We start from the raw sequence: 13,383 nt of genomic DNA, 5'->3' as shown, positions 1-13,383 counted from the left end.
GCGTACGCCGCGGAGCGGGACGCTGCGCCCGGCCGACCCGAAGGCCGACCCGGCGCAGCGGGATCGTCAGATGGAGGCCAGTTCCCGCGCCTCGACCTGCGTGCGCACGGCCCGGTTGACCGCCGAGACCACTGCCTTGAGCGAGGCCGTCGCGATGTCGCCGTCGATGCCGACGCCCCAGAGGCGCTGGTCGTTCACCTGGAGCTCGACGTAGGCGGCCGCCTCGGCGTCGCCCCCGGCGCTCAGCGTGTGCTCGACGTAGTCGTACAGCGTGACCTCGATGCCGCGCCCGGAGAGCAGGTTGAGGAAGGCCGCGATCGGTCCGTTGCCGGTCGAGGTGCGCTCCTCGACCTGCTCGCCGTCGCGAAGGGCGACCTCGAGGACCACGGTGCCGGCGAGGTCGCTCGACGTCTTCGTGGACTGGAGTTCGAACCGACCCCACTTGGCGTCCGCGACCGCCGCCGGAAGGTACTCGTCCTGGAAGATCGACCAGATCTGGCTACTCGTCACCTCGCCGCCCTCGGCGTCGGTCTTCGCCTGGACGACGCCGGAGAACTCGATCTGCAGGCGACGCGGCAGGTCGATCGCGTGATCGGTCTTGAGCAGGTAGGCGACGCCACCCTTGCCCGACTGGGAGTTCACGCGGATCACGGCCTCGTAGCTGCGCCCCAGGTCCTGCGGATCCACCGGCAGGTACGGCACGGCCCATTCGAGGTCGGCGACGTCCTTGCCCTGCGAGACGGCGTCGACGGACATCGCCTCGAAGCCCTTCTTGATCGCGTCCTGGTGAGAACCGCTGAAGGCCGTGAAGACGAGGTCGCCCGCCCACGGGCTCCGCTCGTGCACCGGCAGCTGGTTGCAGTGCTCGGCCGTCCGCTTGACCTCGTCGATGTCGCTGAAGTCGATCTGCGGGTCGACACCCTGCGTGAACATGTTGATGCCGAGCGCGACGAGGTCGACGTTGCCGGTGCGCTCACCGTTCCCGAAGAGGCACCCTTCGATCCGGTCGGCGCCGGCCAGGTAGCCGAGCTCGGCTGCCGCGATCGCGGTCCCGCGGTCGTTGTGCGGGTGGAGGGAGATGATGATGTTCTCGCGGTTGGCGAGGTTGCGGCTCATCCACTCGATCGAGTCCGCGTAGACGTTCGGCGAGGCCATCTCGACCGTCGACGGCAGGTTGATGATGACCTTGCGGTCGGGCGTCGCCTCGAGGACCTCGACCACCTGGTTGCAGATGTCGACGGCGAACTCGAGCTCGGTACCGGTGTAGCTCTCCGGCGAGTACTCGTAGTAGATCTGCGTTCCGGGGACCGTCGACTCCATCTCGCGACACTTCCGGGCGCCGTGGAGGGCGAGGTCGATGATGCCCTGCTTGTCGCTGCGGAACACGACGTCGCGCTGCAGGACGCTCGTCGAGTTGTACAGGTGCACGATCGCCTGCTTCGCGCCGCGCAGCGACTCGTAGGTGCGTTCGATGAGGTGGTCGCGGGCCTGGGTCAGCACCTGGATGGTGACGTCCTCGGGGATCGCTCCTTCGTCGATGAGGCTGCGGACGAAATCGAAGTCGGTCTGGCTCGCGCTCGGGAACCCGACCTCGATCTCCTTGTAGCCCATCTTCACGAGCAGGTCGAACATGATGCGCTTACGTTCCGGACTCATCGGGTCGATGAGGGCCTGGTTGCCGTCGCGGAGGTCGACGGCGCACCAGCGCGGGGCCTCGGTGATCCGACGGTCCGGCCACGTGCGGTCGGGCAGCGAGACGCTGAACTGGTCCTGGTAGGCGCGGTAGCGGTGGACCGGCATGCCTGATGGGGTCTGGGTGTTCTTCATGATCCTGGGATCTCCTCGTGGGATTGGGGGTGAGCCAACGACGAACTCCGCGACGAGGGAGGCCTGGAACTAGGACTCGTCGCGGCAGCTAAGGCGGAGCAGACCGGAGAACACGTCGTCAGCATAGCACTCCCCCGCGCCGCCGGTCAGGTGACCAGCGAGGCGAGGTCTCGCACGGACACGTCCGGGAGGTAGGCGCGCCCGACCGCGATGCCGATCGCCGGGAGGGTCAGCGGGTCCGCGTAGCCGAGCACGAGCGGACGCTCCTCCGGCTGGAACTTGCCCTTGAAGGCGAGGAGCGAGCGGAACCCGTAGACGGGTTCGAGCACGTTCCCGAGGTACGTCAGGACCCGGTCGATCCCGTCCGTCTCCGGTTGCTCGGTGCTCCTCGAGCGCGCGAGCGGAGCCCCGGAGAGGCTCATCTCCTCGATGCCGTCCTCCTTGAACCGAGCGGCGGCTTCGGCGATGAGGAACTCCATGACGCCGTTCATGCCGTCCGTCCGACGGCGCATGAAGTCGAGGGTCCAACCGAACAATTGACCGTCGCGCCGCACCGGGAGCCAACTCGTGACGCCGTGCAGCCGTCCTTGCTCGTCGACCGCGAGCAGGAGCCGGACCTCCTCGTCGACGAGCTCGTCGATCCCACCGAGGGTGAACCCCATCTCGGGCAGCTTCCGCTCGGCGACCCACTCCTCGGAGATCTCGGCGATCTGCGCCGCGAGCCCGACGCCGAGCGCCCCGTAGGTGGACCAGACGGCGGTGATCCCCGCGCGGTCGGCCCGGTTGACGGAGGATCTGATGTCCTGCCAGCGCTTGCCGACCATGCTCCAGCCCTGCGGGTGCAGGACCGTCTCCTCGGCGACCTGGACGGTGCGCCAACCGATCCGGTGGAGCGCTACTGCGGTCTCCTCGTCCACGCTGTACAACGCCACCGTCAGGCCCGAGTCCTCGCAGTGCTCGATGAACCGCTCGAGGACCCCCTGTTCGTGGCGGTCCCTCCCGAAGAAGCCGCCCGTGGTGACCGCGACCCCGGCGACGATCCGGTAGGCGACGCCCGCACTGCGCTGCGGGTCGAACCAGGTGAGGTTGCCCGGCCAGGTGGCCATGTGCCCGATGGAGTCGCTACCCTCGGCCAGGAGCTCGCGCAGCCGGCGCTCGTCGGCCGGCGCGATGGCGTTCGCGACCCGGCTCAGCGGCCAGACCGCGCCGAGCAGGATGATGCTCCACCAGACGGGTCCGACGGCGTGGAACACCACGCCGGTGAGCGGGGCGACCGGCACGAAGCCCGGAAGGACGTTCCGCAGGTACGCGGCGGGGACGAAGCGCTCCGGCGCCGCACGGAGGACCTCCCACACGTCGGGCCTCGGCGAGAATCCTCCAGGCTGGAGCAGGGCGACGACCACGAAGAGCGCGGCGAGCACGACCCACGACGCGCCGACCAGGGCGAGATACCCCAAGGCGCTGCGTCGGGTGGCCCGCACGGGGAACCCACGACGGAGCACGACCAGGAGCGCCGCCACGACGAGCGGCAGCAGGATCGCCGCCCACAGCGCGATCGCGATCTCGACAGACCGCTGCTGCGCGCCGTGCCCCGTCCCGAGCAACGAGGAGGGGTGTCCCGTCGGGTGGAGTCGCACCCCCGCTCCGAGCGACAGCGCACTCAGGACGGCGAAGGACACCATGATCGCCGTGGCGAACCAGACCGCGAAGCGTCTGCCGCGGAGCAGGCCCCACGCTGCGAAGAGCAGGGCGATCATGGGGACCACCGAGAGGAGCACCGCTCCGAGGCCGTCGACGCGTACCAGCGTGAGGTCGCGCAGGCACTGTGCTGACACGCCGACCGTGCGGCATTGGCCGATGACCCGTCCGGCGTCCGGGATGTTCTGTTCGAGCAGGAGCACGAGCGGCGCGAGCGGACCGAGGTGCCGGCCGGAGAGGAAGGTGATGAGCGGTCCCACGCCCATCATCGCGACGACGGACGCCAGGAGCACCCGGGTCTCGTGGTGCGAGCTCCGCACGCGTCGCACCGACGGGCTGGCCCCGGCGAGCACGACCCCGAGCAGGACGCCGACCAGCGCTGCGAACAGTCGTGCGAGATCCTGCGGGAGTCCCGAGTACAGCAGCACGATCAGGGCACCGACGACGACGAACGCGCGGATCCGCCGACGCCAGAGCGGCCCGTGGAACGCACTCGACGCGGCAAGGGCGCCGAGCGCCCCGGCCACGGGGTCGAACGCCACGATGCGGGCGACCTCGCCGCTCCAGAACTCGCCGCCGAGCGTGCCGAGGAGTTGGAGCCCGATGGCGAGCGCGTTCCCGGCGACCGCGGTCACCAGCACCGCCAGGAGCGTCTTGGCGGCGCCGAACCGTCGCTCGGCGAGCACCAGCGCGGGGACGCCGATCAGCAGGAAGGCGAGGAGCCCGAGCACCCCGTCGGTTCCCAGGGCACCGGTCAGGAGCGCCCACCAGTGTCCGTCGACCACGACCTGCTCATACCCCACGCCGGCCGCCTCGCGGATCGCCGACCGCCAGGCGGGCGTCGCCGCCGGCGGCGTGCGCCACACGAACGCACTGACGACGAGCACCAGCGCCGTGATCCCGATACTCATCGGCACCGACCGGATCACGCCGGTCACGAGTCGGCCGAACGGCGTCGCCCTCCCCGCGCGCATCAGGCGAGCCCGAATCGTGCGGTGATGACGGGGAGCGCCCGCTCGAACACCGTGTGGACGGTATGCCAGTCGTGCGCGGTCCCGTCGGACACGAAGGTCGTCGTCCGCATGCCGGCGGCCGAGGCCATCGCGGCGACCCGCCGGACGCCGGGACCGTAGCGGCTGTCGTCGCTGCCGTAGCCGAAGACGCCGACGGTGTCCGCGTACGGGGTGTGTGCGGCGAGGATCGCGGAGGGGGCCGCAGCCTCGTACGCCGTCGCCGACCCGCTGAAGCCCTGTGCGATCGTCGTCGGTCCGATGGACGGGACGACCTCCCCCGAGATGTCGAGGATGCCGCCGTAGCGTCCAGGGTGCGCGGCACCGAGCTGGATGGAACAGGTCCCTCCCTGCGAGAACCCGGCGATGAACCAGTCCGTCCGCGATGCGGACACCGGGAGGTGCGCCGAGATCCACGCGGGCACGTCGACCGTGAGGTACGTCGCCGAGTTGCCGAGCGGCCCGTCGACACACATCGGGTTGCGGTCAGGAGCGCCGAGCTGGTCAGGCACGACCACGATCGGTGCGAGACCCGCATGCGAGGCGGCGAAGCGGTCGAGGATCCCGGCGATCCCAGCCGACGCGAACAGGTCGGCAGGCTCTCCCGGCTGACCGCTGAACGCCTCGATGACCGGCAGTGCCGGCGGGTGGGCGGTCAGGGCGGCCGGTGGCAGATAGACGAGCGCGTCCCGGTGGGCGAACCCCGAGGTCGTGGCCGGGATGTCGACATGTTCGACCCGGCCTTCGCTCGACAGGTCGGCGGGTCGCTGCCACGTCGTGGTCGTCCCCCGGGCGGCCGGCAGGGCCGAGAACGACTGGTACGGGCTGATCCCCAGCGCCGCCCGCACCGTCGCGAACTCACCGAAGTCCTGGTTCACGCCGACCGCCCCGATGAGCAGGAAGGCGGGGATGGCGAGGCTCGCCACGACGACCCGCCACGCGCGGGTCCGCACGATCGCCGCGATCGCGAGGGCGGCACCGGCGAACCCGACCGCCGCCCACGCACGGGTGACCGGCGTCAGTTCGATCCCGAAGACGTCGAACACGTCACCGAGCAACCAGGCAGTGGCATAGGCGAGGAGCGCTCCACCGCTCGCCACGAGCAGCATCGTCAGCCAGCCGCGAACCGTTCGGCGCCCGGTCAACAGGACGATCGCCAGGAGAACGGCGGCACCGCCGACCCAGACGAGGAGCTCCGGACGATCCAGCCTGATGGCCAGCAACCAGTCGAACACTCGGACTCCTTCTCGCGACCCCGAGGACCAGTATGTCCGCGGGCCCGCGAGCCTGTCGGCCAGACGACTGGTTCCACAGCGGGCCCAAAGCAGACACGCAAGTCACGTTCAGGTAACGGAGAACTCCCGCGCAGACCCGCGCGGGCGCACGGCGCCGACGGTCGACCGGATCCCGGTCAGAACCCCAGGCGACCGAGCAGTTTCGGGTCGCGCTGCCAGTCCTTCGCGACTTTGACGCGGATGGAGAGGAAGACCCGAGATCCGACGAGCGGCTCGATCCCGGCGCGGGCCCGGGCACCGACCTCTCGGAGCCTGGAACCGCCCTTCCCGATGATGATCGCCTTCTGGCTGTCGCGCTCCACGAACACGTTCGCGTAGATGTCGAGCAGGTCGGTCCCCTCGCGCGGGATCATGTCGTCGATGGTCACCGCGAGCGAGTGGGGCAGCTCGTCTTGGACGCCCTCGAGCGCGGCCTCGCGGATGAGCTCGGACACGCGGTCGATGACCGTCTCGTCGGTGGTGGCCTCGGTCGGGTAGAGGCGTTCCGACAGCGGCATGAGCTTCGTGACCTCGGTGACGAGGATGTCGAGCTGGTCGTCGGTCACCGCTGACAGCGGGATGACCGCGTCCCAGTCTCGGAGTTCCGAGATCGCGAGCAACTGCTCCGCGATCGTCGTCCGGCTGGCGGTGTCGGTCTTCGTGACGATCGCCACCTTCTTCGCGCGCGGGAAGCCGTCGAGCGACTCGTTGATGAAGCGGTCGCCCGGGCCGAGCTTCTCGTTGGCTGGGATGCAGAACCCGATGACGTCGACGTCGGAGAGCGTGGACTGCACGAGGTCGTTCAGCCGCTGGCCGAGCAGCGTGCGCGGGCGGTGGATGCCGGGGGTGTCGACGACGATGAGCTGGCCGTGGTCGCGGTGAACGACCCCGCGGATCGCGCGACGCGTGGTCTGCGGCTTCGAACTCGTGATCGCGACCTTCTCACCGACGAGGGCGTTGGTCAGCGTGGACTTGCCGACGTTCGGACGCCCGACGAAGGACACGAACCCCGCTCGGAAGTCGGACGGAGGGGTGGTGTCGTTCATGGGTGCTCCCGATGGTCGGTGGACGCCTGCTGGGCGTCCTGCAGCTGGTCGTCGCGCTGGGCGATGACGGTGAGGATGCGTCCCCGCCGCCCCTCGACCCGCTCGGCGGTGAGTTCGAGACCGTTGGTCGACACCGTCGATCCGACCACGGGCAACCTCCCGAGGGCCTTCGCGAGGAGCCCGCCGACGGAGTCGACGTCGTCGTCGTCGAGTTCGAGGCCGAACAACTCCCCCAGCTCGTCGACCGGCAGGCGGGCGTCGACCCGGAACCGTCCGTCGTGCAGATCGGTGATCTCGGGGGTGTCGGTGTCGTACTCGTCGGAGATGTCGCCGACGAGTTCCTCGATGAGGTCCTCGAGGGTGACGAGACCGGAGATGCCGCCGTACTCGTCGACGACCATCGCGATGTGGTTGGACTCCTTCTGCATCTGCTGCAGGAGCGAATCGGCCTTCTTGGACTCGGGTACGAAGCTCGCCGGCCGCAGGAGCGGCTCGATCGAACCCACCTCGGTGACGCCGTCGCCACCGAACATCGCGCGCACCAGGTCCTTCAGGTACAGGATGCCGACCAGATCGTCGATGTCGCCGTCACTGACGGGCGCCCGCGAGATCCCCGTCTCCAGGAACACCTCGAGCGCCTCGCGCACGCTGAGATCGCGCTGCAGACTCACGAGGTCGGTGCGCGGGATCATCACCTCGCGGACGAGCGTCTCATTGAACTCGAAGATCGAGTGGATGAGCTCGCGGTCGTCCTCCTCGAGGACCGAGTGCGCGGCGGCCTCGTCGACCATGCTCAGCAACTGCTCCTCCGAGGTGAAGGAGACCGAACGGGGCAACCCCGGGGTCACCCGGTTGCCCAGGGAGACGAGGACGTTCGCGACCGGGCCGAGGACCACGCGTGCGGCACGGATGGCGGGGGCACTGAAACGCAGCACTCCGCTCGCGTGGGTCCGGCCGACGCCTCGGGGGCTCGCACCGACGAGCACGAAGGAGGTGCCGGTCATGATGACGACCGCGAGGACGAGGACGAGCCACAACTCGTCGATCGACGAGGCCAGTGCGAGCGTGACGAGGACGGCGGCCGTGGTCTCGGCCAGGATCCGGATGAAGTTGATCGCGTTGACGTGCGCACCCGGATCGGCCGCGATGGCGCGGAGCGCGGATCCCGAGCGGGCGCCCTCTGCGAGGTCGAGGATGTCCGCACCCGACTGGACGCCGATCGCGGCGTCGGCTGCGGCCATGAGACCCGCGAACGCGACGAGCAGGAACGCGACGATGACGAAGACGGCGACGAGGGACATCAGCTGCTGCGTCGTCTCTCCTGGAGCGCGAAGGCGAGGAGGATGTCCCGCTGGATGCCGAACATCTCCTTCTCCTCGTCGGGCTCCGCGTGGTCGTACCCGAGCAGGTGGAGCACACCGTGGCAGGTGAGGAGCTGGAGTTCGTCCATCGTCGAGTGCTTCGCGGCGGCCGCCTGCGTCTCGGCGACCTGCGGGCAGAGCACGATGTCGCCGAGCAGCCCGGGCGGCGTCGGGTTCTCCTCGGTGCCGGGACGGAGCTCGTCCATCGGGAAGCTCAGGACGTCGGTCGGTCCCGGCTCGTCCATCCACTGGACGTGCAACTGCTCCATGGCGCCCTCGTCGACCAGGACGATGGCGAGCTCGGCATCGGGGCTCACATGCATCGCGTCGAGCGCGAACGACGCCAGGGCGAGGATGCGCGATTCGTCGACGGCGACGCCGGACTCGTTGTTGATCTCGATGGTCATGAGCGTCCTCGCTTCGGCTGGTGGTCTCTGGCGGCGCCGCGACGCTCGGCGCGGTTGGCGAACTCGGCGGCCTGCTCGCGCTCGAACCGCTGCGCCTGTCGGACGGCGTCGTACTCGCCGTAGGCGTCGACGATCCGACCGACGAGGGTGTGGCGGACGACGTCCTCGCTCGTGAGCTGGGCGAAGTGGATGTCGTCGACGTCCTTCAGCACGCGGGTCACGAGTCGCAGACCGGACGCGCCGGTCGGCAGGTCGATCTGCGTGACGTCGCCGGTCACGACGATCTTGGACCCGAACCCGAGCCGGGTGAGGAACATCTTCATCTGCTCCGGCGTGGTGTTCTGCGCCTCGTCGAGGACGATGAACGAGTCGTTGAGGGTCCGGCCGCGCATGTAGGCGAGCGGTGCGACCTCGATCGTGCCGGCCGCGAGGAGCTTCGGGACGATCTCCGGGTCCATCATCTCGTTGAGCGCGTCGTAGAGCGGACGCAGGTACGGGTCGATCTTGTCCGTCAGGGTGCCCGGGAGGTACCCGAGTCGCTCGCCGGCCTCGACGGCCGGGCGCGTCAGGATGATCCGGTTGACCTCCTTGCGCTGCAGCGCCTGCACCGCCTTCGCCATCGCGAGATACGTCTTGCCGGTACCGGCCGGGCCGATGCCGAACACGATCGTGTTCTCGTCGATCGCGTCGACGTACGCCCGCTGCCCGACGGTCTTCGCCTTGATCGTCTTGCCACGCGAGGTGAGGATGACCTGCCCGAGCACCTCCGACGGGGAGGCCGAGCCGTCCTGCCCGAGCATGCGGGCGGAGGTGCTGACCTCCGCCGGCCCCGGGTCGTGTCCTTCTCGGACCATGGTGATGAGTTCCTCTACGAGTCGTCTGGCGGCGTCGGCCTGCGGCGCCGGGCCGGTGATGGTGATCTCATTGCCGCGCACGTGCACCGAGACACCGGGGTGTTCGCGCTCGACGGTCGTCAGGAGTCGGTCCTGTGGGCCGAGGAGACGGACCATGGCGAGCCCGTCCACCAGGAGGACGTGCTCGACCTCCTCCGGCCGAGCGGCGGTGGGGTGGTCTGGGTTCGAGGACTCAGGCTCCGCCAAGGGTGCCCTCCTGCAGGGAACCGCCGAGGACATGCGCGTGCACGTGGAAGACCGTCTGCCCGGCGGACTCGCCGGTGTTGAAGACGAGTCGGAACTCGCCACCGGTGTGCTCCTTCGCGAGCGACGACGCCACCTCGACCATCTCAGCGAGCAAGGAGGGGTCTCCAGCGGCCAACTCCACGACGTCGCGGTACTCGGCGGTCTTCGGGACGACGAGGAGGTGCACGGGCGCCTGCGGTGCGATGTCGGCGAACGCGATCACCCGATCGGTCTCGGCGAGGAGGGTCGTCGGGATCTCCCCCGACACGATGCGGCTGAATACCGACGGTGCTTCACTCATGTCCACCAGTCTAAGGTTCGTGGCGGCCTCGTGCGCGGGCTGTTGGATCGTCACCACCGACCGAGCAGCACGTTGAGCGCGGCGATCGCCGCAGGCCCTGCCGTCGAGGTGCGCAGGACGCCCGAGCCGATCCGGACCTCGATCGCGCCGGCCGCTTCGAGCCGCTCCCGCTCCGTCGGGGAGATGCCGCCCTCCGGACCGACGACGAGGACGAGCTCCTCGGCGAGCAGTGCCGACGGGTCGAGCTCCGACAGCGCGAGTGCCGCGCTGGGTTCGAGGACGAGGACGGTCCGGCCGGCGACGATCGCCGCGAGTCCACGGGTGTCGACGACCTCGGCCACCTCGGGTACCCGGGCGCGGATCGACTGCTTCGACGCCTCGCGCACGATGAGCTGCCAGCGCGCACGGCCCTTGACCGCTTTGTCGCCCTGCCACCTGGATATGCTGCGCTCGGCACCCCACGGGACGATGCGGTCGACACCCAGCTCGGTCGCCGCCTGGATGGCGAGTTCGTCGCGATCGCCCTTGGCCAGCGCCTGCACGAGGACGAGCCCGGGACGGTTCTCCGGATGCACCACGACCGATTCGACGCGGATCTCCAACTCGCCCGGCTCGCTGCGCACGACCGGTCCGGTCGCGATCAGGCCACGACCGTTGCCGATCGACGTCGTCTCGCCGACCCGCAGCCGACTCACGGCGACGGCGTGCTTCGCCTCGGGCCCACGGAGGGTCACCGAGTCGCCGACACCGGTCGATTCGAGGTCCTCGCGGAGGTACAGCGAACTCATCTCAACCGACGCCGTGGAAGCGGTCGCGGATCTTCGCGAACAGGCCCTGCTGGAACTGCGCGAGCGCCGGAGCACCCTGGCGTCGTCCCGAGGCGAAGCTCTTGATCAGCTCGCGTTCGCGGTGGTCGAGCTTCGTCGGGGTGACGACCTGGACGCCGATCTTGAGGTCACCCCGGCTGTTCCCGCGGAGGCGCGTGACGCCGCGGTCCTTGACCGTGATGACCTCCGAGCTCTGCACGCCCGGTCGCAGCTCGACCTCGACGTCGCCGTCGAGCGCGTGGACCGTGACCTGGCGGCCGAGGATGGCGTCGGTCATCGGGACTTCGAGCGTGCACAACAGGTCGTCGCCGTCGCGGCTGAAGACGTCGTGGTGCTTGACCTTCATCTCGAGGTAGAGGTCGCCGTTCGGGCCGCCGGCCGGGCCGACCTCGCCGCTCCCCGGCATCTGCAGACGCAGACCGGTGTCGACACCGGCCGGGATGTCGACCGAGACGGTGCGGCGGGCACGGAGCCGGCCCTGACCCTGGCAGGTGACGCACGGGGTCGCGATGATCGTGCCGTAGCCGCGGCAGGTGCCGCAGGGCGCCGAGGTCATGACGTTGCCGAGCAGCGAGCGGACGGCCCGCTGGATGGAGCCGGTGCCGTGACAGATGTCGCAGGTCACCGGTGAGGTGCCGGGCTGGCAGCAGGAGCCGTTGCAGGTGCTGCAGAGCACGGCGGTGTCGACCTCGAGGTCGCGGTGGGTGCCGAAGATGACCTCGTCGAGGTCGAGTTCGACGCGCAACAGGGCGTCCTCGCCGCGTGCGCGGCGGGACTTGGGTCCGCGCTGCTGGCCACCCCCGCCGAAGAAGGTGTCGAAGATGTCGCCGAAGCCGCCGAACCCGGCGTCACCTCCGCCGAACCCACCCGCCTGCGGACCGAGGTCGTACTGCTGGCGCTGCTTGGGGTCGCTCAGCACGTCGTAGGCGTGGGTGACCTCTTTGAACCGCTCCGAGGCGTCGGAACCCGGGTTCACATCGGGGTGCAGTTCGCGAGCGAGGCGGCGGTACGCCTTCTTGATCTCTTCGGGCGTCGCCTCCTTGGCGACACCGAGTGCTGCGTAGTGGTCGGGGTAGTCAGCCACTGAGGGCCTTTCGTTCGAGGTGCGGAAGGTGTTGGGGGACGCGACGAGGATGCGTCACTCGGCGTCGAGGATGCGCGAGAGGTACCTGGCGACGGCGCGGACCGCAGCCATGTTGCTCGCGTAGTCCATTCTCGTGGGGCCGAGGACGCCGAGCCGGGCGATTTCGCCACCAGAGGAACGGTAGTTCCCGGCGAGGACGCTCGTGGTCTCGAGGCCGAACGACGCGTTCTCCCGCCCGATGCTGGCGACCACGCCGTCGCGCTCGGACTCCATCTCACCGAAGAGCCGGAGCAGCACGACCTGCTGCTCGATGGCGTCCAGGACCGGATAGATGCTGCCGGGGAAGTCGTCTTCGGTGCGGGCGAGGTTGGCGGCGCCGGCCATGACGAGGCGGTCCTGGCGCTGCGCCGAGAGCTGTTCGCGCACCGCGTCGACGATGCGGACGGCCGCCGCGCGGTCGAGATCGGCGATGTCGGCGGGGACGTCGCCGATCGCGTCGTGGGCGTCGAGGAGTGGACGGCCCGCGACCGCCTCGTTGCACAGCGAGCGGAGACGCGAGATGAGGTCGTCGTCGACCGGGCTCTCCGTCTCGATGAGCCGCTGCTCGACGCGGCCGTTGTCGAGGATGATGACCGCGAGCACACGGTTCGGGGTGACGCTCACCAATTCGAGATGCCGGACACGTGCCCGGGAGAACATCGGGTACTGCACGAGCGCGACCTGGTTCGTCAGCTGTGAGAGCAGCCGCACCGTGCGGTGCAGGACCTCGTCGAGGTCGCCGGACGCACCGAGGAAGGTCTCGATCGCCGTCCGTTGGGCGTTGTTCAGCGGGCGGCGGTCGGCCAGGTGGTCGACGAACATCCGGTAGCCCTTGTCGGTCGGCACCCGGCCGGAGGAGGTGTGGGGGGCGGCGATGAGCTCTTCGTCCTCGAGCTGCGCCATGTCGTTGCGGATGGTGGCTGCGGAGACCCCGAAGGAGTGGCGGTCGACGATCGTCTTGGACCCGACGGGCTCTCGCGAGGCGACGTAGTCCTGCACGATGACGCGGAGCACTTCGAGACCGCGATCCGACACCATCTCGATCTCCTCCCGTCATCCACCTCGGAGCGCCGACCATCAGCACTCGAAGACCCTGACTGCCAATCATATCGTGGCCTCCGCGCAGCCGTCCCTTGCGCGGCCCCGTGCCCCAGGAATACCGTTGGCCGCAGGCGTGGGTCCCTGATGAGCGACACCTGGTGCGATACGCTCAGCTGGACCAATTGAATATCACTCTCCGTGAAAGGTGCGAAGATGTCCGATCCGAACGCTCAGCCGCCCGTCGACCCAGCGAAGGGCGGGTCGGTTCCGCCTGCAGGAGACGGCGCGACGCCCCCTCCCGCAGCTCCGCAGCAGCCGCCCGCAGGCGC

The 13,383-nt window shown here is 69.5% G+C and carries 11 protein-coding genes; all 11 read right to left on the bottom strand.

Annotated features, from left to right (window positions below):
• Window positions 1-66: 66 nt before the first annotated feature.
• The 11 genes from leuA to hrcA all read right to left on the bottom strand — a co-directional run bounded on the left by leuA (window position 67) and on the right by hrcA (window position 13,051).
• Window positions 67-1,827, bottom strand: a complete 1,761-nt coding sequence (gene leuA / locus A4X17_RS00055; RefSeq protein WP_064293635.1) for a 2-isopropylmalate synthase — start codon at window positions 1,825-1,827, stop codon at window positions 67-69.
• A 146-nt stretch (window positions 1,828-1,973) separates the two neighbouring features.
• Complete coding sequence (locus tag A4X17_RS00050; RefSeq protein WP_064293634.1) at window positions 1,974-4,499, bottom strand: bifunctional lysylphosphatidylglycerol flippase/synthetase MprF; 2,526 nt, start codon at window positions 4,497-4,499, stop codon at window positions 1,974-1,976.
• Window positions 4,499-5,770: an esterase family protein gene (locus tag A4X17_RS00045; protein WP_082915803.1), complete on the bottom strand. Its 1,272-nt coding sequence runs from the start codon at window positions 5,768-5,770 to the stop codon at window positions 4,499-4,501. Before A4X17_RS00045 ends, A4X17_RS00050 begins: the two co-directional genes overlap by 1 nt.
• A gap of 176 nt (window positions 5,771-5,946) precedes the next feature.
• The gene (era, locus tag A4X17_RS00040; RefSeq protein WP_064293633.1) at window positions 5,947-6,855 is read right to left on the bottom strand and encodes a GTPase Era; all 909 of its coding nucleotides are present in this window, start codon (window positions 6,853-6,855) and stop codon (window positions 5,947-5,949) included.
• On the bottom strand, window positions 6,852-8,156 hold the full coding sequence (locus tag A4X17_RS00035) for a hemolysin family protein (RefSeq protein ID WP_064293632.1): 1,305 nt from the start codon (window positions 8,154-8,156) through the stop codon (window positions 6,852-6,854). Before A4X17_RS00035 ends, era begins: the two co-directional genes overlap by 4 nt.
• Window positions 8,156-8,623, bottom strand: a complete 468-nt coding sequence (ybeY, locus tag A4X17_RS00030; RefSeq protein ID WP_064293631.1) for an rRNA maturation RNase YbeY — start codon at window positions 8,621-8,623, stop codon at window positions 8,156-8,158. The genes A4X17_RS00035 and ybeY overlap by 1 nt, the downstream gene beginning before the upstream one ends.
• On the bottom strand, window positions 8,620-9,633 hold the full coding sequence (locus A4X17_RS00025) for a PhoH family protein (RefSeq protein WP_228501858.1): 1,014 nt from the start codon (window positions 9,631-9,633) through the stop codon (window positions 8,620-8,622). The genes ybeY and A4X17_RS00025 overlap by 4 nt, the downstream gene beginning before the upstream one ends.
• 76 nt (window positions 9,634-9,709) lie before the next feature.
• Window positions 9,710-10,063, bottom strand: a complete 354-nt coding sequence (locus A4X17_RS00020) for an HIT domain-containing protein (RefSeq protein WP_064293856.1) — start codon at window positions 10,061-10,063, stop codon at window positions 9,710-9,712.
• Between the two features lie 50 nt (window positions 10,064-10,113).
• Window positions 10,114-10,851 carry a 16S rRNA (uracil(1498)-N(3))-methyltransferase gene (locus A4X17_RS00015; RefSeq protein WP_064293630.1) on the bottom strand — a complete coding sequence of 246 codons (738 nt, stop codon included), beginning with the start codon at window positions 10,849-10,851 and terminating at the stop codon, window positions 10,114-10,116.
• A 1-nt stretch (window position 10,852) separates the two neighbouring features.
• A complete protein-coding gene (dnaJ, locus tag A4X17_RS00010; protein WP_064293629.1) occupies window positions 10,853-11,974 on the bottom strand; it encodes a molecular chaperone DnaJ in 1,122 nt (373 codons plus the stop codon).
• Between the two features lie 54 nt (window positions 11,975-12,028).
• Window positions 12,029-13,051: a heat-inducible transcriptional repressor HrcA gene (gene hrcA, locus A4X17_RS00005; protein WP_064293628.1), complete on the bottom strand. Its 1,023-nt coding sequence runs from the start codon at window positions 13,049-13,051 to the stop codon at window positions 12,029-12,031.
• Window positions 13,052-13,383: the final 332 nt, after the last annotated feature.

Source organism: Plantibacter sp. H53, assembly GCF_001650455.1.
Classification (GTDB): Bacteria; Actinomycetota; Actinomycetes; order Actinomycetales; family Microbacteriaceae; genus Plantibacter; species Plantibacter flavus_A.
Note: the sequence above shows the minus strand (reverse complement) of the source record. Positions and strands in the feature narration are given on the sequence as shown.